15 protein-coding genes are annotated in these 19,676 nt (G+C 62.0%); 3 read left to right on the forward strand and 12 right to left on the reverse strand.

Features of this window, described 5'->3' with window-relative positions:
• Window positions 1-17: 17 nt before the first annotated feature.
• The 8 genes from HMPREF2781_RS12535 to HMPREF2781_RS06000 form a co-directional block, all read right to left on the reverse strand.
• A complete protein-coding gene (locus HMPREF2781_RS12535; RefSeq protein ID WP_168163680.1) occupies window positions 18-164 on the reverse strand; it encodes a hypothetical protein in 147 nt (48 codons plus the stop codon).
• 382 nt (window positions 165-546) lie between these two features.
• Window positions 547-756 (reverse strand): hypothetical protein, encoded by a 210-nt coding sequence (locus HMPREF2781_RS05970; RefSeq protein ID WP_070644740.1) that lies wholly within the window; start codon window positions 754-756, stop codon window positions 547-549.
• A gap of 181 nt (window positions 757-937) precedes the next feature.
• A complete protein-coding gene (locus HMPREF2781_RS05975) occupies window positions 938-1,231 on the reverse strand; it encodes a molecular chaperone GrpE (protein ID WP_070644741.1) in 294 nt (97 codons plus the stop codon).
• 65 nt (window positions 1,232-1,296) lie between these two features.
• A complete protein-coding gene (locus HMPREF2781_RS05980; RefSeq protein ID WP_070644742.1) occupies window positions 1,297-1,806 on the reverse strand; it encodes a MarR family winged helix-turn-helix transcriptional regulator in 510 nt (169 codons plus the stop codon).
• A 24-nt stretch (window positions 1,807-1,830) separates the two neighbouring features.
• On the reverse strand, window positions 1,831-4,416 hold the full coding sequence (locus tag HMPREF2781_RS05985) for an AAA family ATPase (RefSeq protein WP_070644743.1): 2,586 nt from the start codon (window positions 4,414-4,416) through the stop codon (window positions 1,831-1,833).
• A 3-nt stretch (window positions 4,417-4,419) separates the two neighbouring features.
• Entirely contained in the window at window positions 4,420-5,544 is a 1,125-nt protein-coding gene (locus HMPREF2781_RS05990) for a metallophosphoesterase (protein WP_070644744.1), read from the reverse strand.
• A gap of 62 nt (window positions 5,545-5,606) precedes the next feature.
• The gene (locus HMPREF2781_RS05995; protein ID WP_070644745.1) at window positions 5,607-6,440 is read right to left on the reverse strand and encodes an SWIM zinc finger family protein; all 834 of its coding nucleotides are present in this window, start codon (window positions 6,438-6,440) and stop codon (window positions 5,607-5,609) included.
• Window positions 6,441-9,512 (reverse strand): DEAD/DEAH box helicase, encoded by a 3,072-nt coding sequence (locus tag HMPREF2781_RS06000; RefSeq protein ID WP_070644746.1) that lies wholly within the window; start codon window positions 9,510-9,512, stop codon window positions 6,441-6,443.
• Window positions 9,513-9,755: 243 nt separating this feature from the next.
• Between HMPREF2781_RS06000 and putP the strand changes: the two genes are divergently transcribed.
• The 3 genes from putP to HMPREF2781_RS06015 all read left to right on the forward strand — a co-directional run bounded on the left by putP (window position 9,756) and on the right by HMPREF2781_RS06015 (window position 12,677).
• The gene (gene putP / locus HMPREF2781_RS06005) at window positions 9,756-11,318 is read left to right on the forward strand and encodes a sodium/proline symporter PutP (RefSeq protein WP_070443710.1); all 1,563 of its coding nucleotides are present in this window, start codon (window positions 9,756-9,758) and stop codon (window positions 11,316-11,318) included.
• A 325-nt stretch (window positions 11,319-11,643) separates the two neighbouring features.
• Window positions 11,644-12,186, forward strand: a complete 543-nt coding sequence (locus HMPREF2781_RS06010) for an HNH endonuclease family protein (RefSeq protein WP_070443707.1) — start codon at window positions 11,644-11,646, stop codon at window positions 12,184-12,186.
• Window positions 12,187-12,233: 47 nt separating this feature from the next.
• Window positions 12,234-12,677, forward strand: a complete 444-nt coding sequence (locus tag HMPREF2781_RS06015; RefSeq protein WP_070443704.1) for a DUF2269 domain-containing protein — start codon at window positions 12,234-12,236, stop codon at window positions 12,675-12,677.
• A 102-nt stretch (window positions 12,678-12,779) separates the two neighbouring features.
• On the opposite strand, the gene HMPREF2781_RS06020 is transcribed toward HMPREF2781_RS06015, so the two are convergent.
• The 4 genes from HMPREF2781_RS06020 to HMPREF2781_RS06035 form a co-directional block, all read right to left on the reverse strand.
• A complete protein-coding gene (locus tag HMPREF2781_RS06020; RefSeq protein ID WP_070644747.1) occupies window positions 12,780-14,774 on the reverse strand; it encodes a DEAD/DEAH box helicase in 1,995 nt (664 codons plus the stop codon).
• Window positions 14,775-14,850: 76 nt separating this feature from the next.
• Window positions 14,851-16,401, reverse strand: coding sequence for an ATP-binding protein (locus HMPREF2781_RS06025; RefSeq protein ID WP_070644748.1), 1,551 nt, complete (start codon window positions 16,399-16,401; stop codon window positions 14,851-14,853).
• A 58-nt stretch (window positions 16,402-16,459) separates the two neighbouring features.
• Window positions 16,460-17,638 carry an imidazolonepropionase gene (gene hutI, locus HMPREF2781_RS06030; protein ID WP_070644749.1) on the reverse strand — a complete coding sequence of 393 codons (1,179 nt, stop codon included), beginning with the start codon at window positions 17,636-17,638 and terminating at the stop codon, window positions 16,460-16,462.
• Between the two features lie 21 nt (window positions 17,639-17,659).
• Window positions 17,660-19,336: a urocanate hydratase gene (locus tag HMPREF2781_RS06035; protein WP_070644750.1), complete on the reverse strand. Its 1,677-nt coding sequence runs from the start codon at window positions 19,334-19,336 to the stop codon at window positions 17,660-17,662.
• Window positions 19,337-19,676 lie beyond the last annotated feature (340 nt).

Below are 19,676 nucleotides of genomic sequence, written 5' to 3' on the forward strand. Positions count from 1 at the left end.
GACAAAATCAACGCACTCTAAAACCGGAAGGGCCCGAAAAGGACTGCTGCCCATGTGGAATCGATCATTGTGGGCACCACAGCTGCCACGACGGCAAGGCCAACGATGATTCCCAGCCACTGGAGCGGGCCGTTGAGATAGCGAACGTAGATGTGAGAGTCCATGGCGTTCACACTATCGGATGAATACACCCTTCGCGCTCACCGAAGTCGCGGACGGCGACTGATTGAGACCGACGGTGAGCGCGAAGGGCGAAGAATTGCTCACTCGGAGACTCACTGTCAGGCTTAGCACTGCCCTAGTTGCCAAAGTTCTGGCCAGATCTTGCGGCGAGCGCGATGGTTTTGGCAGCTAGGGCAGTTGCGCCGCCTGGGCATGGTTCTGCGCATGCATGAAACCCTCCCCAAACCACGGTGGCTTTCGGCTCAGGGGAACAAGGTTGAGGGGTGCGGCAGGTTGGAAGAACGAAGCCCCAGCAGACATTGCTGCTGGGGCTTGACGTCAAGCTACTCTCCCCGCCGGGCGGTGGAAAGAGAGTGAACCAGTTTACTGGGTGATGTACTGATTGACGATTGGCTGGGTGATGTCCAGGGTGCCGTGCTCGACGTAGTACATGCCGAACATCAAAGCACCAAGCATCACCACGGAAAGAAGCATGGAGGGAATCCACTGAACGAAGACGGATACCCAGCCGTCAGCCTTGTCACGTGCAGCTGCTTCGCGCTGCTCCTGAGCCATATCGCGCTCGACGATCATGTTTAATCCTTTCACTTAGCTCCCCTAGCCAGACTGCATTCTCATGGAATGCCTTCTCTTCACTGCACGGGGGATGCTCGCCCTTTAACACAGAGTATCTTAGCAGTTTATGCAGAGCCGCCCGTAGTTAAACGCAGATCTTTCAGAACGCATCCGCCTTTAGTTTGACGCCGACTGTGGCCTAGACCCCAGGATCCTCATTGTTATTGAGCGCTTCGACGAAGTCTTCACGGTCCTGGAGCATGCTCTCAATATCTTCTTCCGCGCCAATAATCCACAGCTGCGAGGCATCATCGAAGGTTAGTGCGCCCTCCGGATGCTGCTCAAGGGCTGCCTCAAGCGCGGTGGCTTGTTCCTCGGTGAGCTCTTCCAGATCCTCAACCGAACCCACCTGCACGCTGAGTTCCTTCAAGGGAGTGATGCCGTACGTAACGTATTGGCGCTGCGGATGCTCAAACAGTTCTTGTCCCATCATGGTGTGGGAAGGTCACCTCCTGGTGAATTAACGGACGGGCCCTACTCTACCCGCGCCAGGCACGGCTAGTCTGCGTGGAGGCCCAGGCGTTCGTCCGGAACGAAGCCGTCATAGCCCGGAAGATTATTCTCCGACAGGACGCCCTTGCAAAAGCGCAGAAGCGCCGGAACATCGGCAGGATCGAGGTGATCAAACACCATGCGACGCACCGACTCGACGTGCTCAGGAACTGCCGCCTCCAGGCGTTCCCGGCCGGCCTTAGTCATGACGACCTCAACGCCGCGTGCATCGCCTGCGCACTTTTCCTTGCGCACCAAACCGCGCTTTTCCATGCGTGTGATCTGGTGGGAGGCGCGGGAGCGGTCCCACTCCAATTCTGAGCACAACTCGCGCAAACGCAGCATGTGATCGGGTGCCTCCGAAAGCGAGACGAGGACCGCAAACTCCGCCGCGGAGATATCGCTGCAGGCTAAGAGGGTTTCCTCCATGCCGCGATTAATCTTGCGAATGCTGGCGAGAATGTGCCGCCAGAGGTCCTGTTCGCTTTCCGTGAGCCATCGAGTGTCCGCAGTCATGGCTCACACCCTACACTCCATGACTTAAGCGCTTGTAAGTCTCTCCATATCTAGGTCCATGCGCCCCGGTACCCACGAGTAGCGCTGCGGCATACAGGTCAGCACGATGACCTGAGTGTTTTTCCCGGCCTTGCTGAACAACGCCGCCATAAGCTGAAGGCGCTGCGAGTCGGTAGACCCTAACGCGTCGTCGATGACGACGGGAACCGGTTCGCCGGACACTAGCTGAGCGATGGCAAAGCGTGTCAGGATGCTCAGCTGTTCTTTAGCACCGCCGGAGAGCGCGTCGAAGGACACGGTCTCACCGTTACGGCTGCGAGCTTGGACCTTGAGCTCTTCGGAGAGCTCGAAGTCCACGTCACCGCCAAAGACGGTGCGAGCCAAACCATTAAGAGCCGTGACAAAGGGCGCAGCATAGCGCTGGCGGGCGGCGTCGCGGTGGCGCAGCATGAGCGTACGCAGGTAGCGCGCGGCATTCGCACGGCGCTCGACAGCGGCATGGCGCTCACGAGCCACTTCGAGCTCCGCGGCAGCTTTCTCTGCATCCTCAGCTGCACCAGAGTGCATAGTGATAAGCCCGTTAAACTCGCGCATATCGCCAACCGCCGCATTGACCGCTGCGTTCAGCGAATCAACGTGCGTGTGTGCTCCCCTAGCTAGCTGCTCTGCGGTGTCGACATCCACGGTGGACATCTCCTCCAAAGCCGCCTTCTCCTTCGCCAGCTCAGTCCGTGCTGTCTCAATCGCGGCGGTCACCTCGGCATCACTGAGCTGGGCGCGGGCGGCCTCTACGGCTGCGGCCTGAGCATCACGCTGCATCGTGGCCTCCTCCGCACGGACCATCGCCACCTCCAGTGCGGCGCCCGCCTTGTTCTCGCGGTAGGGTGCCAGGGCGCGGTCGAGCTCATCCAGCTTCCTGCGCAGCTCCTCTTCTTCCTGCTCCACGACGTCGAGCTCCCGCGGCTGTGCGGTGGAATCGGTAGAGCCGCCGGGCCCCTCGGTGTCCTCAACATCGGCCGCGCCCGCCTCGAAGCGAGCACGCAACTCACCCAGGTCCTCCCCACCCAGCGCCGCAGTGAGTTCGCGGGCCGCGGTATCGGCAGCGGATGCTAGCTCTACGTGTTTTTCGTTGGTGGCACGGGCAGCCTCCACGTCCTCGCACCCGGCGTCTTCCAGCATGCGTGTGAGCTCCGCGCGGGCTTTCTCCACGCCTTCCTCACCGCTATCGCCCGCACCGGCTGCATAGCGGGCGGTAATGTCGCCGATCTTCAGCGTAGTGCCCTCGCGCAGTTCGACTGCCAGTTCTTGACCGCTCTCCAGCGCACGTTCTTCGCCATCGACGCTAAAGGAGCCCTCGCCAGAAAAGTAAAGCTTGGCCGCCGCAGCCGCGCGCAGGCGCTCCTGGACGGTGACCTCGCGTGCAGCGTCCTCCAAGGCCTGAAGGTTCGGAACGTCGGGAGTCGCGGCCAGTTCACGGCGGCGGGACGCCAAAGTCTCTTCCAGTTTGTTCAGTGCTTCGAGGCGGGTACCCAGGGCCTCGCGTTCAGCGCGTTGCTGCGCGCGGCGGGCGCGCTGGCGCTCCTCGCGCACGGCCTCATAGCGCTGGTGGACCTCGGCGTGCACTTCTTCCAGCTTCGCTCGGGCGGCGGCTTCTTCCTCGGCCCGCTCGCGGGCTTGAATAACCGCTGCGGCGGCACGCTCAGCAGCCGCGGCAGCTGCGGCATGCTCAGCAACCACAGCTTTACGGCGCTCCGCTTCCTTCTCCGCGCGCGTCACAGCCTCCGCCGCCCGAGCCACCGCCGCCTCCTGCGCGGTGACTTTCTCCTGGGCGGCCCGAGCGGCAAGCAGCTCACCGTCACGGCGCTCGCATTCTTCCGCGGCTGCCGGCAGAGCGGCTTCAGCCTCGGCTTTCTTCAGCTCGGCGGCTTCATAGCGCTCCACCACGCCGTCGAGTTCGCGCAGCGCGGCCTCGGCGGCAGCGTGCTTCTCCTCAGCATCCGCCAGCGCAGCAATGGCAGCCTTATAGTCTCCTGCCGGCTTGTCTGTCTTCGCGGTGAAGTACTCCTTATATTCCGCTTCGATGCGCGTGAGCAGTTCAGAATCTTCTGCCGCGGCACTCGCCCCGGTTTCTTCTTCGAGTGCGGCGGTTAGGGAAGGAATGCCCACCGCGGCGATGCCTTGGTGGGGGTCGTCCTGGCGGACGAAGAGGGCGTCGAGAAGCGCGCGGTCCACGTTCTCACTAAGGATGCGCTCCAACTCCCCATCCGCCTCGGCACCGGTCCACTGGCCCGGGCGCGGGGAGAAAACATGCAGCTCCGAGGTGCGCTTCTTCACCCACCGCTTGCGAATACGGAAGCGGTAAGGCCCCACGGTTGCCTCCAGCGTGACCTCAGGTCCCACATCGCGGCCGGCAGGCTGGAGCGCCCTCACCGGCTTGGAATTTGCCGTGTGCTTTTCCGTGAGCACGAAATCGATGGCCTCCACCAGCGTGGACTTTCCAGCTTCGTTCGGCCCACCGATGACCACCACCCCGGTCTCCGGGAGGTCTTTGACCTCCAGGTGCTCCACGCCCCGGACGTTGTTCAGTTCAACAGAATGCAGCTGCATCATGGTTTAGGCTCCCTTCGCGCTGAGGCGGAACAGCAGGTTGGCGGCGTCGCGGGCAGTGGGATTATCTAGGTCCTCGAGCAGCTCCGCTAGCGCATCGGCGGCGTACCCGCTCAAACTCAGCTCGCCGAGTTCTTCTTCTGAGGGCGCCAGATGCAGGTCCATGGTCCTCTTGCGCGGCTTGAGGGAGGCAAAGACCTCCTCCATCTCCGCCAGGCCCTGCTCCAGACGGGCCTGCGTGCTCAAGCCCACAGTGCCACGCAGGCTGTACTTCACCGCGGTACGAATCTTCTCCGGAACGGCATCGAGCTCCGCAAGAAAAGCCTCGACCTCCTCCAGTGAGTTAACGTCCGCATCAATCGCCCGGAAGTCCCAACGGCCAACGCGGTGCTTGACGACGTCCACCCGCTCCCCCTCAACGGTCACCACCAAGGCGTTGCCCGAATCGCGCTCCCTATCGTCGAAGGCCGTGGTCTCCGGACTGCCGGAGAACCATACCTTGCCGGTAGAACCGAGAGATTCGGTGGAGTGCGTATCCCCCAGCGCCAGGTAATCGATAACACCCTTATCCAGGCACTCTTCCACGAAGGCGAGGTCGATCGTATCGGCATCCGAGTCCTCACCCTCGCCCGCGCGGGATTCCACCTGGCCGTGGCCCACCGCGATGCGAACCGCGCCCTCCTCGGCAGGCTCTAAAGGCTCCAGCGCACGGCGCACGAGGTCATAATTAGCCCGCTTAGACAGGTAAGGGGCACCAACGATCTCCAAGCCTGGGCGAACCTCAATCGGCTCCGAATCAGCGATCACGTGCACGTTATCCGCAAAGGAGTTGAAGAAGATGGAATCCGCCACGAGCGGATCATGGTTGCCGGGCAACAAGTAGACCGGAACCGGCAGGCGCTTGAACATATCCTTCGCGCGCAACAGCGTGGTTTTGCTCAAGGAGTTGTGCTCGAAGACGTCACCGGCCACAACGATGAACTCGGCACCCGTCTCGGTGGCCAACTCCCCCAGCCGCAAGACCGCTGCTTCGCGGTCATCATCAAAACGCGACTGCGCCGCGGGACTTAAAAACCAGCGGGTCATGCCCAGCTGGAAATCGGAGGTGTGGATGAACGTGACCGCGGCCATGCAAACTCCCTACAACGTTATCCAGGGCTGGTGCTCAAGCCGCTGCCCTGGGGTGGCAATGTCTAGTGCGTCAGATGATAGTAAAGGTCCTCGACATCGGAGACCGCCCGAAGCAAATCTATGTTCGTATGGCTGACAGAACGCATGGCCTTGCGCAGCAGTTCCGGGTCGGAATCATCCACGGCTGGAGCAGTTTTGGGCTCCGGCAAGGGCGGCAATTCTCGCCCCTCCCAGAACAAGGCATTGCGTTCCTCGGCAGAGATTTCAGAGGCCGCAGAAGCGGAAAAAGAGTCCTCCGAAGCCGCCTTGGCCTGTTCCATGACCGCTTGTTCCAGCCGCGCGAAGTCGAGGCCACGCAGGGCAAAAATCACGGAAGGATCGGCATCCATCCGGGCCGCGAGGCGGTCCGCCACCGCCACGACGTGCTTGCACACATATTCCGGGTCGGGGCAGGTGCAGGAGAAACGGAGATCGTCGGGGTATTCGGCGATGAGAATGTCGAGGGAGGCGTCGGCAAGCATGCCTTCCTTGGCCTTCGCCACGGAGTTGGGGGTACGTGCGAACATCTCCGACAGCCGCCCGATGTCCTCGTTATTGCGGTAGGGCACCTGGATGAGCACCGCGAAAGGCTCGTTCTGGGAGCCCGCAACCTTTCCGTGCACCGCGCCATTGCGCACATCGAGGCCCACGACATGGCCCTCGGTGGCGTACTGGCGCCCGCGGCGAATGCGACCGGAATCCGTTTGCTGGTTGACAAAGTTGAGCAGGCGCGTGGCCGCCGGCTGCATGGTGCGCACGCGGTCGACGCGGTTGACCTCCTCCGGCGTGCTCACGCGCTTGCGGGTGCCGAAGTTGGCGTAGATGACGTTGTTGTCCTCAGGACTCTTCGGTGCCATTTACTTCTCCTGTTCCCTATAGCTCATGAGATCCGCCAGCTGCTCGGGGCTCAGCTCCGTGAGCCAGCCCTCGCCTTCGCCCACAACGGCACCGGCCAGCTGCGTCTTGCCGTCGAGGATGTCCTGGATGGATTCCTCCAAGGTACCGGCGGTGATCATCTTGTACACCTGCACGTTGCGCTGCTGGCCAATGCGGAAGGCGCGGTCCGTGGCCTGGTTCTCCACCGCCGGATTCCACCAGCGATCCATGTGCACGACAATCGACGCCGCCGTGAGGTTCAAGCCGGTACCACCCGCCTTGAGCGAGAGCAGCATGACGGGCGCACCATCATCGGCCTGGAATTCCTCCACCATCTGGTCGCGCCGGTTCTTGCTCACCCCGCCGTGGAGGAAGGGAATCTCGCAGCCCAGCTGCTCAGACAGGTAGGGCTGGAGAACGTCACCGAAGGCCTTGTACTGGGTAAAGATCAGTACGCGCTCCGAGGATTCGATGGCCTGGTCGATGATCCGCATGAGTTCTTCCACCTTGCCGGAGCGATGCTTGCCTTTGATGGTGACGGCGCTGCCATCGGCCAGGAAGTGCGCCGGGTGGTTACAAATCTGCTTAATACGGGTCAGCGAAGCCAAGATGAGGCCGCGGCGCGAGATGCCCTCCTTCTTCTTTCCCAGAGCCTGCTCCACGTCATTGACCAGAGCCTTATAGAGGGCAGCCTGCTCATCAGTCATGCGCACGGTGATGATCTGCTCAGACTTCTCCGGCAGGTCATCGATGATATTCGGGTCCGTCTTGAGGCGGCGCAGGATGAACGGGCCGGTGAGCAGGCGCAGGCGCTCCGCCATGACATCGCTTCCTTCGCGCTCGATGGCCTTGGCAAAGTGGTTGCGGAAGAAGGAAGCTGAGCCCAGGATCCCGGGGTTGCAATAGTCCAGGATGGAGCGCATTTCCGACAGCCGGTTCTCAATCGGCGTACCGGTCAGCGCCACGCGGTGCCGCGAGGGGATGGCGCGCACGGCCTTGGAGGAGCGCGTGGAGGCGTTCTTGATCGCTTGGGCTTCATCGAGGACCACGCGGTCCCACTCCACCTTGCTCAAGGTCAGGAAGTCTCGGCTGACCGTGCCATAGGAGGTGATGACGATATCGGCGTTCTGCGCCGCTGTGACCAGCTCCTCGCCCTTCAGGCGCCCGGTGCCATGTTGCACCATGACCTTAAAGTCCGGCACGAAGCGCTTGGCTTCCCTAGCCCAGTTGCCCACCACGGAGGTCGGGGCAACCACCAGGGTGGGCTTCCACGCCTCTGCTTCCCTCTCTGTCTCATGGGCGGCCTTTTCTACCGCCAGCAGGGACAACAGCTGCAGCGTCTTGCCCAAACCCATGTCATCTGCCAGCACCGCGCCGATATTGTTGCGGGACATCCAATACAGCCAGTCGACGCCCCGGCGCTGGTACTCGCGCAGCTCGGCATGGACCGTATCGGGGATCTCCACGCGGTCGGGCGCGGTACTATCCATCCCACCGAGCAAAGAGGTGTGCCACTCAGATCCGGTGAACGCTACTGGGTCCTCCGCCATGGATTTCAACGCCATCTCGCGTAGGTCCGCAAGCGTGACCGCTTCCTCTTGCTCGCCCTCGTTGAATTCCTTGCGGCGGCGCTCCACCTCCGCAACGAGCTCTTCCCAGCCAGGCTGTTCCAGCTGGCGGGCCATCTCCGCGGTCGCGGCGAGCTGCTCCAGTTCCTTTAGGGCGCGCTTACGGGCGGTATCGGCCAGTTCGCGCATGTACTGCGAGATCTTGTTGAGGGCCTGTGTATCCGCCATGACCCACTCGCCGCGCAGACGAATCAGGCCGGACTTGGAGGAGATGAGCTCGTGCATTTCGGCGTCGGTAAGCTGCGTATCCCCCACCGAAAGCTTCCAGTCATAGCTGAACAGCTTCTCCATGCCGATGTGCGCCTTGGTGGCGGCATCAGCAGGATCGCGCACCTCTGTGGTTTCCAGCTTGGCTTTGGTCTCCATGTGGGACCACGACTTGGGCAGCAGCACGGTAAAGCCGGCTTTGCGCAGGGCGGCGGCGTCGTGGGTGACAAAATCCACGAGCTGTTCCGTGGTCAGGTACACATCCCAGTCCCCCGCATTCCGGCTCGCCGGCGCGGAATTGTACTTTAGCCGCGGAGCCACATCGAAGGCGTGACGACGGGCTTCGCGCAGCTTCTCGACGCTCCCCCGATCCAACTGGTCTTGGCGCACCGGCATTGGCGAATCGGTACCGGAGCGAACTAGCAGGCGGATGGGCCATGCTGCGTCCTCGACGGCGACATTATCATTTGGTGGCTCCTCCACGAGGAACACCAGCTGCAGATCGACGGAGGTAATGGAGTCCTTCCACTCGTTGAGCCCGCGCAACAGCTGCGCCCGCCCTTTCTTCACGGGCGCGGTTTTCAGCAGCGCTTGGGCGAAGTCGTGCCAGGGGGCAGCGCGTGGGGCGTCGATCTGCGGGCGCAGCTGGGTATAGGCAATCCAGTGCGTGAGCTCATCGGCCAAATCATCAGACAGGGCCCGGTTATTAATGGACAGGATGCCGGGTGCGGACGCCAGCATTTCCGCCAACCAGCTGCGCTCGCCCAAACCGGAGGCCAGCTGCCACATCGGATACCACTCGCCGGCTTGGTAGGACAGGCGGATGGTCACGCGGCCGGCGCGGACAAAACGGTAAAGCCCGCGGTAGGCGCGGATGAGCCACAGGAGATCCGGCGCGATGGTCGCACGCTGCTCCACGGAGACCGCTTGGCTATCGGTGTCGAGGTATTCCAGCTTGGCCAGTGTTTCCACCGCTTCATCTGGGGCGAACATGGCCATGGGCACCATGAGGGAGACATCCTTGCCCTTCGGCGTACGCAGGGAGACTCGCGCGCGGTTGCGGAAGGTCTTCTTGCTCAGGATGCTATCGACCACATCCGGGAAAGTTCCCTCTGGGACTGCTGAGGGCATGATGATCTTGTGCCCTTCGACCTGTTCGATCCATAGACTCAGGCCGGAGACGGGCAGCCAGAGGCCATGCAGCAGGTAAGAAGCCATAGGGGCCAGTTTAGCAGCACGCCTTCTGGGGGTCAGGGTTGCAGAAAGTTCCCAAATCCAGCCCAAATAAGCAATCGTTACAGTCTCGTTACATAACGACGTAACACCAGTAAGACCGTACATTAAGCTGTGACCAAGGTAACCAAATACTGGTCAACCAGCCAATTTTCAGTTGGGTAGGAGCTTGTGCCTCGTTAGCGTGGTGAGGTCCTATTTTTTAATCTCAATCTCAAGGAGAGATCAGTGCAAGACTCCACTTGGTATGTCGTTGCGATGATCATCTACCTGCTTGCCATGGCCGCTATCGGCTTCTGGAGCTACAAGCAGACGGATGAGTATGACGACTACGTTCTCGCCGGCCGCGGCCTTCACCCGTTCGTAGCCGCCCTGTCCGCCGGCGCTTCCGATATGTCGGGTTGGCTGCTCATGGGCCTGCCGGGCGCTTTGTTCCTGACCGGTATGTCCGAGCTGTGGATGGCCATCGGCCTCCTCATCGGCGCTTGGGCCAACTGGAAGTGGGTCGCGCCGCGCCTGCGCTCCTACTCCGAAATTGCCGGCAACTCTATTACCGTCCCCTCCTTCTTTGAGAACCGCCTGCACGATAAGTCGCGCGTGCTGCGCATCATCGCGGCGGCGATCATTATCTTCTTTTTCACCTTCTACGTCTCTTCCGGCATGGTGGCTGGCGGCCGTTACTTCGAGTCCAGCTTCGGCGGTGACTACATGGTCGGCATGCTCGTCGTGGCTGCCGTGACGGTCTTCTACACTTTCGTCGGTGGCTTCCTTGCGGTGTCCTACACCGATACCGTCCAGGGCCTGCTCATGTTCGCCTCCCTCATCATCGTGCCGATCATGGTGCTCTTCTCCTTGGACAACCCGGGCGAGATCTTCAGCTTCGCTGCTGAGAACCCCTACGCCACCAATGGCGTTATTGAGAACCCCGATTACTTCTCCCTGTTCTCTGGCGTATCCGCCGCCGTCATCATCGGTAACTTGGCTTGGGGCTTGGGTTACTTTGGCCAGCCGCACATCATCGTGCGTTTCATGGCGCTGCGTAAGCCTTCCGATGCCCGCGCGGGCCGCTTCTACGGTGTCAGCTGGATGGGGATTTCCCTGATTGGCGCTATCTTCGTGGCGCTGTCGGGTACCGTGTTCTTCACCCAGACCGGCCACTCCATTACTGACCAGGAAAACTACGAGACCATCTTCCTGGACATGGCTCAGGTCATGTTCCACCCGCTGTTTGCTGGTCTGGTTCTGACCGCCGTTCTCGCAGCCATCATGTCCACGATGTCCTCCCAGATGCTGGTTGTCTCCACCTCCCTCATCGAGGACCTCTACCTCATCTTCGCTAAGAAGAAGCCGCGCCAGGAGGTTCTGATCAACCTCTCCCGTACCGCCGTCGTGGCCATCGCCATCATCGCTGCCGTGCTGGCCATCAACCCGTCGGATTCGATCCTGGGCCTAGTTGGCTTCGCCTGGGCTGGCTTCGGCTCCGCCTTCGGCCCAATCGTCCTGCTGGCGCTGTACTGGAAGCGCCTCAACTCCACCGGCGCTATCGCCGGCATGCTCACCGGTGCGATCGTGGCCATCGGCTGGGGCATGAGCCCGCTGGGCGATACCCTCTACGAGCTGGTTCCGGGCTTCATCTCCGCTCTACTCGTGGCTGTCGGCGTTTCCCTGGCTACCAAGGCCCCGGATGCGAAGGTCACCCAGGAGTTCGAGGAGGCTACCCGCTTGGCCAAGCTCGTTGAGAAGAACGATGACTTGGACTTCGAGGAGGCCGCAGAGAAGGTTCAGAAGTAACCCTCCTCTCTCCCCGATCCTTCTGCGCAAACCCCGCTTCAGCAGTCCAGTTACTGCTGTGGCGGGGTTTCGCTTGTGATTGACTCGGATGGCTCTACAAGGTCGCTACTCAAAAGCCTCTATTCAAAAGGCATTTCTCAAAAGGTGCCTTTGCCTCGAAAACGCCGTGTGCGAGCCTCTAAAAGGTGCCTTTGCCCCCAAAGAAACCTTCTGACTAATGCCTTTTGGGAAAAGCCGTATGGCTGCCCCACCTAACCCGTTTCTACAGTCACGTGCTTCCTGCTTATTCGGGAACCGCTCATACACCCCAGCAGTCTAAAAGTGCATGAACCTGCGCGCGGCCTATATCGGTTTCCTCTCTATAGCCACCGTGGCCTACGGCGGCTACCACCTCCTCCCCGGCCCCGACCTGGGTGTGACTACCGTGCCTGCGCGCGTGGAGGCCCCTGGCTATGACCGCGATGACTTCGGCGGCTGGGCTCCCGGAACCCGCGATAATGTCAAAGCCGCGCAGACCACCAACGGCACACTCTATGACCCCTATTCCCGCGCTCCGGCGCCGGCGCGCGTGGAAGTCGACCACGTCTTTCCGCTCTCAGCGGCCTGGGACCTTGGCGCATCAACGTGGCCGCGTGATAAGAAAATGGCCTTCGCCAATGATCCGCTCAACCTCGTCGCTACCGCCCGCAATTTGAACCAAGCCAAGTCCGATTCCTTGCCGGCGGACTGGCTCCCACCGGCTGATCGTTGCGACTATTCGCAGCGGCTTGCCGCTGTGGCCCGCAAGTATCAACTCCCGCTTCCCTCCCGCGACTATGCGGTCATGCGCCACCAGTGCCGATTCGATTTCATCTCACAGCACCGTTAGACTTTCGCTGGGAAAAGCCCCGTACAGAAAGGTAAAGCGCACTCCCCATGACTAGCTTGCTCATTTTCCTCCACGCCTTCGCCGCTATCTTGTTGGTCGGTACCGTATGTATCTCCACCTCCGCCTTCCCAGCACAGCTGGCAAAGGCTGGCGCTGGTGATGCTTCGGCTGCTGGTGCCGCCGGCATCCTCAACAAGATCACCTCGACCTATGGCTATATTTCCGCCATTGTTCCGGTTATTGGCCTGGCCGTTTTCCTTACCGACCTGGATGCCTACAAGTCCCAGGTCCAGTTCCACATTGCCCTTCTGCTCTCCGTCATCGCTTGGGTCATTCTGCTCGTCGTGGTTATCCCGAAGCAGAACAAGGCCATGGCTGCGATTGCTAGCCCGGGCAGCGCCGATGTGGCCAAGCTGAAGAAGCAGCTAGCTATGTTCTCCGGCATCTTCAACCTGCTGTGGGTTGTCTGCGCCATCCTGATGTACGTCTAAACTTTCCGGTTTAGCCCTCAATAGCAAAACCTCCCAAGCCCTCAATGAGAGTTTGGGAGGTTTTCTCGTGCAGCATTAAGGCCGCTGCGATGTCTGGCAGGACTAGTCGCGCCAGCCGCCGCGGCGCCCACCACGATCACGACCGCGTCCACCGCGGTCACGGTCGCGGTATCCGCCGCGCTCACCGCGTCCACCACGGCCACGTCCACCGTAGCCGCCGCGGCCGCGATCATCGTCGAAGTTCCGGCGCGGTGGGCGGCCGGTGTCCTTCTGAATCTTGATGAGCTGTCCGGAAATACGGGTGTCCTTCAGACGATCCAGCACTGCCGGGTCCAGGTTCTTCGGCAGGTCCACCAAGGTGTGGCCCACCGCGATGGTGATGCGGCCGAAGTCCTTGGAGGACAGGCCACCTTCATTGGCCAGCGCGCCCACGATGGCTCCGGGGCGCACGTTCTGGCGCTTGCCGACGTCCAACCGGTACGTCTCAAAGTCCCCGTCCGGTCGGCGCGGGCCGCGGTCACGGTCGCGGCCACCGCGCTCACGGCCACGGCCACGCCCGTCGCGTTCGAAGCGGTCGCGCTCGCGACGGTCCTTCTTGGATACCGGACGCTCCTTGAGCAGGAAGTCCGTCCCGCCCTGTAACTGCACGGCCAGAGCAGCAGCGATATCATCCATCGCCACGTTCTCAGCCGCGGAGTACTCGCGCACCATGTCACGGAAGAACTCGAACTGCTTGTCCTCCTGCGAAGCGCCGATGGAAGCGAAGAACTTCTCCTTGCGCTTAGCGTTGACCTCATCCGCGGTCGGAAGGTCCATCTCCTCCAAGCGGGCATTGGTCACGCGCTCGATGGAGCGCAGCATGCGGCGCTCACGCGGGGTGACAAACAGGATGGCCTCACCAGTGCGGCCAGCACGGCCGGTACGGCCGATGCGGTGCACGTAGGACTCGGTGTCATTCGGGATGTCGTAGTTGACCACGTGGGTAATGCGGTCCACGTCAAGACCGCGAGCAGCCACGTCGGTAGCCACCAGGATGTCCAGGCGGCCATCCTTGAGCTGATCGACGGTGCGTTCACGCTGCTGCTGGGCAATATCACCATTGATGGCAGCAGCGTTGTAGCCGGCCTCCTTGAGACTATCGGCCACGTCCTCAGTCGCGTGCTTGGTACGGCAGAAGACGATGATGGCATCGTAGTCAATGACCTCGAGGATGCGGGTGAAGGCATCCATCTTGTGGCGGTGCGGGGTCAGCAGGAAGCGCTGCGTGATGTTGTCATTCGTACGGCGCTCCGACTTCACAGTGACCTCAGCGGGATTGTTGAGGTACTGCTTGGACAGGCGGCGAATCGAATTCGGCATGGTGGCCGAAAACAGTGCGACCTGCTTTTCTTCCGGGGTGTCCTCAAGAATGCGCTCGACGTCTTCCTGGAAGCCCATGTTGAGCATCTCGTCCGCCTCGTCGAGGACGACGAAGCGCAGCTGTGAGATGTCCAGGGAGCCCTTCTCCAGGTGGTCGATGACGCGGCCTGGGGTGCCGACGATGATCTGGGCGCCACGGCGCAGCCCGGAGAGCTGAATGCCATAAGCCTGGCCACCGTAGATAGGCAGAACCTCGATGCGACCCAAGTGGTCAGCGAAGGACTGGAAGGAGTCCGCTACCTGGAGGGCCAGTTCACGAGTGGGTGCCAGGACCAAAGCCTGCGGGTAGCGGGCCTCGGTATCGATCTGGGAGAGAACCGGCAGCGCGAAGGCTGCGGTCTTACCCGTACCCGTCTGGGCGAGGCCGACGACGTCGCGGCCTTCCATGAGGATCGGGATGGTTTCTTCCTGAATTGGGGATGGCTTGGTAAAGCCCACCTTGGACACGGCTTCCTGAACGTCATCGGGAAGGCCGAGGTGTGCAAAACCCTGGGAGTTGTCGTTGGCTGATTCTTCTTCAGCGCCGGTGTCCTCAGGGTTATTCGCAGCCCCGGTGTCCTGATTCGACACCTGCGAAGCGTCCAATGCTTCGCCACCTTGCGAGTTTTCCTGAGATTCCGACTTATTGAATTCTTCCGGCTCGTTGACGCCGCCGGTGGCGTTATCGGTAATGCTCATTGCTCACACCAGAGTACGGTACCAACATCCAATTAGCTATTTCGCCGAAGAATTACCCGAGCTTTTCCACTAGGGGCTACTCTTTCGCAGCGTAACGCGTGGCGCGGTCACCGTGTTTGCCGCGCATGATGACGTGCCCAGACTCGATAAGCTTGCCCAGCGCGTAACGCACCTGGCCGCGGGTGAGCTGCGTACTGTTTACGATGTCCACGAGCGAGAGCTCGCCCTTCCGGCGCAACGCAGCAAGCACAAGTGCGGGGTTTCCGCCGAGCTTGGCGACGAGCCCGTCTTCCACCACACTGCCCTCCTTCTTCGTCTGCCCTGGGGCAGACGCAGACAGAGAGGAAGCGTTAGCGCCGTGCGGTGCCGCGTCATGTTCGTCATCGCCTCGCCCTGCCCTCCAGAGGATCACGGTGAAGCGCACACCAGTGTCGATGAGGACGGGCGGACGCAATCCAGCTTTCCGAAGCGATTCAAAAACCACCCGCATTCCTCCGCCCTGGCCCTCAATGACACGCTCGCCGTCCTCAAGCCGCAGCTTCGTGCTCAATGTGTATAGGCGCGGGTTCACAGCGACGGGTGACAGCATCTTTCCCCTAAGCTCTTCCACGGAGATGCCCCGCAATCCACCGGGGCTGGTCACAATCAGTGCTTGGCGGGTCAGCCGGACAGTGACAAATTTGCCGGCGCCTAAGCTTTCTGGGCCAAGGTCGCGGTGGACCACGGCATTAGCAATGACTTCACGAACAGCCTCCAGCGGTAGTTCTGGAACCTCGCGCAGGTGGCCATCTGTGCCATAGACCAAGTCAGTGTCGATATTCCTGTGCACCCACGCCACGGCTCCATCCACCAGATCCGGCACAGGGCCGTAGAATTCCTCCAGATTCCGGGTACGCGGTCCTTCTTCCCCCGCTGGGTATTGCACGGCCGCAGAAATATGCAGGTCGGGAAAGAATCCCTGCGGAAAGCGCCCCAGAGCGTATAAACCTGCCACACTCAGCTGCCCTTGTGAATCAACCACGCGGAATAGCTCCAGCAGCTCGGCATCGCTCGCGCCCCGCAAACGAGGGGTGGCGCTGCGCAGCTCCGCCACCGCCTCCTTAAGCACCGAAGCATCACAGACTTCTAGGTTTGACCCGGGAACCGGTGCTGAGTCATAGGCAATGGCCTCGCGAGCGTGCAGCTTATCCACCGCGACCATGCGAAGATCATTGGCGCTCATGACGTAGTCACCATCCGCCATTCGCAGGTAAGGCCGACCCCGATAGAGTGCCGGCCGCTGGTGCGGCAGCACGCCTTCGACGTGTCCAAGCACGACAGCTCGCCCTTCGACGTACAGGGTCTGAGTCTCAATGAAGGGCGCGGGTTCCACTAGAGTGCGTGCCTGATCCGCCAGCACGCTTTCGATGGCGCCGGGATCGTCCACGCCGTGCACCGCAAAGTCGGGTTCCGCCACTCCAATAATGACGGTGCCACCGCGCGGCATGTTGGCGAAGGCACACAGAGTAGCCCCGAGGGACTGCGGCATTCCCCCGCGTCCCGACTTCACTTCCACGGTCGTAGTATCCGACTGCAAAAGGCGACAGTGCTCGAGGTAATCCTCGAGCTCATCAACCGTCCACATCATGCCTGCAGAATACCGCAGACTACAAAGTTTTACACTCTAGAGTGCAAGACTTTACGTTCTAGACTTCACGGCCACCCACGAAGGTCTTCCAGGTCATCGGCATGCCCGGGCGATAAGCCAGGTGGATAGCGCTCGGGGCATCGAGGACATGCAGGTCGGCGGCAGCACCGACCACCAGCGAGCCCTTAGCCGGGCGGCCTTGCGCGTCCTTACCTGAGCCAACATCCTGGCGGCGCAGCGCGGTGGCACCGCCCAGCGTGCCGGCGGCGATGGCCTCATCGAGCGTGAGGTGCTGCTGGAGCACAGCCGTGGTCACGCAGAAGTTCATCGAGGAGGTATACGAGGTACCCGGGTTGAGGTTGGAGGCGATGGCGACGGTCGCGCCGGCATCAATAAGCTTCCGGCCCGGCGCCAGCGGCTCGCGGGTGGACAGATCGCAGGCTGGCAGCAGCGTAGCCACCGTATCGGAGGAAGCCAGTGCCTCGACATCGGCATCGCTGAGGTAGTTGACGTGGTCCACCGAGGCAGCGCCCAACTCCACGGCAAGCGTCACGCCTGGGCCCTCGCCGAGCTGGTTGCCGTGCACTCGCACGCCTAAGCCCCGGGCCTTGCCCGCCTCGAGCACGCGGCGCGACTGCCCCTCGTCGAAGGCGCCGCGCTCGCAGAAGACATCGATCCACTGCACGTGCTCGGCCACACCGTCCAGCATCGGGCCGACAACCTCGTCGAGGTAGGTTTCGACCTCTGCTCCCGGCGGCACGAGGTGTGCGCCGAGGAAGGTCACGTCATCGACGTGGCGGGCCGCCACCTTCGCGGCCTCCACCTCGGATTCAGTATTAAGACCGTAGCCGGTCTTCGTCTCCAGGGTCGTCGTACCACCTCGGCGGGCGGCGCCGATGCGCTCCACCAACAGCTTTTCCAGGCGCTCCTCCCCCGCCGAGCGGGTAGCGTCCATGGTCACCGCGATGCCACCGGCCTGGTAGGACTCGCCCGCCATGCGGGCTTCGAACTCGGCGGAGCGGTCGCCGTCGAAGATCATGTGCGTATGAGAATCCACCCATCCCGGCAGGACCGCGCGCCCGCCCAGGTCGACTTTCTCATCCGCGGCCGGCGCCTCGGACTCCGGTCCGATCCAGGCGATGGTGCCGTCGGTGTTGGCGATGAGGGAGGCGTCGGCAAGCGTGCCTGCCTCCGACACCGTGCGCAGCTCTGAGATTCCAGTAAACAGGGTGGACATGATCTTCTTTTCCTCTCTTATCTAGTCGCGGGCCTTGAATTCCATCGGGATACGCACGCCGCGTTCGTCGGCAACTTCCTTGGCGCGAGTGTAGCCGGAATCCACGTGGCGGATAACGCCCATGCCCGGGTCGTTGGTCAGCACCGCGCGCAGCTTGGCGGCGGCCAGCTCGGTGCCGTCGGCCACGGTGACCTGACCGGCGTGGATGGAGCGGCCCATGCCCACGCCGCCGCCATGGTGGATGGATACCCAGGTGGCACCGGAGGAGACAGCGGTCATGGCGTTGAGCAGCGGCCAGTCGGCCACGGCATCGGTGCCGTCGAGCATGGCCTCGGTCTCGCGGTACGGGGAGGCCACAGAGCCGGAGTCGAGGTGATCACGGCCGATAACGATCGGAGCCTTGATCTTGCCTTCCTTGACCAGGTCATTGAAGAGCAGGCCAGCCTTGTGGCGCTCGTTGTAGCCCAGCCAGCAAATACGTGCCGGCAGGCCCTCGAACTCCACGTACTCCTCGGCGGCATCAAGCCAGTTGTGCAGGTGCTCGTTGTCCGGGAAGAGCTCCTTGAGCGCTTGGTCGGTGACCTTGATGTCCTCAGGGTCGCCGGAAAGCGCTGCCCAGCGGAAGGGGCCAAGACCCTCGCAGAAGAGCGGGCGGATGTAGGCCGGGACGAAGCCCGGGAACTCGAAGGCGCGCTGGTAGCCGGCCTTGCGGGCCTCATCGCGGATGGAGTTGCCGTAGTCGAAGACCTCAGCGCCCTCGTCCTGGAATTCCACCATGGCCTGGACCTGGGCGGCCATGGCCTCACGCGCCTTCTTGGTGAAGGTGGTCGGGTCTGCCTTGGCCTCGTTGTGCCAGTCCTCCACGGTGATTTCGGTGGGCAGGTAGCTCAGCGGGTCGTGCGCGGAGGTCTGGTCCGTGACGATGTCCACGGTGAACTCGCCAGCACGCTGGCGACGCAGGACCTCCGGGAAAACCTCAGCGGCATTGCCTACCAGACCGACAGACAGCGGCTTCTTATTCTCCTTGGCGTCGAGCACCAGCTTGAGTGCCTCATCCAGGTCGGTGACGACCTCATCGAGGTAGCGCTTGTGCTGGCGGCGCTTCAGACGTGTCTCGTCGACATCAACGATGAGGCAGGCGCCGCCGTTGAGGGTGACGGACAGCGGCTGTGCGCCGCCCATGCCGCCGCAACCGCCGGTCAGCGTCAAGGTGCCGGCGAGCGTGCCGTTGAAGCGCTTCTTCGCCACGGCCGCAAAGGTCTCAAAAGTACCCTGCAGGATGCCCTGGGTAGCAATGTAAATCCAAGAGCCCGCCGTCATTTGGCCGTACATCATCAGGCCTTCGTCCTCGAGCTTGCGGAAGTGCTCCCAGTTGGCCCAGTCGCCCACCAGGTTGGAATTCGCGATGAGCACGCGCGGTGCCCACTCGTTGGTCTTCCAGATACCCACCGGCTTGCCGGACTGCACCAGCAGGGTCTCATCGGACTCGAGGTCCTTGAGCGACTCCACGATGGCATCAAAAGCCTCCCAGCTGCGGGCAGCACGCCCGGTGCCGCCGTAGACCACGAGGTCCTCGGGGCGCTCAGCAACCTCGGGGTCAAGGTTGTTCATGAGCATGCGCAGCGGGGCTTCGGTCTGCCAAGACTTGGCGGTGATTTCGGTTCCGCGCGGGGCGCGTACTTCGCGGGGTTCAGACATGACTTCCTTTCGCTCGTGCTTTTCGACGCCCTCCCAAACCCCAAGGCCGGTTTCCCGGGGCTGTCCCTATTGGGGCTTGGTCAGCGTCACAAAGGACAAGTTACTGTGACCCACAACGATGAACCAGGGAACTTTTAGGCCGCCTGTCCCAGATACGAGACTGTCGCGTGACCGGTGGTCCGCCCCCGTCGTGCCTACACCCGCCATGTCCGTCTGACACCCAGTAACCCAGCAACGCCCAAAGCCAAAAGTGCAGACCTGGAAGTACAGACACGCTGGTCGTCGCAAAGCACTGCCGTGGCGCTGGACGACGCCCACCTGCATGAATGCACTTCCAGGT

The sequence above is a fragment of the Corynebacterium sp. HMSC062A03 genome (genome assembly GCF_001811145.1).
In the GTDB taxonomy this organism is placed as follows: Bacteria; Actinomycetota; Actinomycetes; order Mycobacteriales; family Mycobacteriaceae; genus Corynebacterium; species Corynebacterium aurimucosum.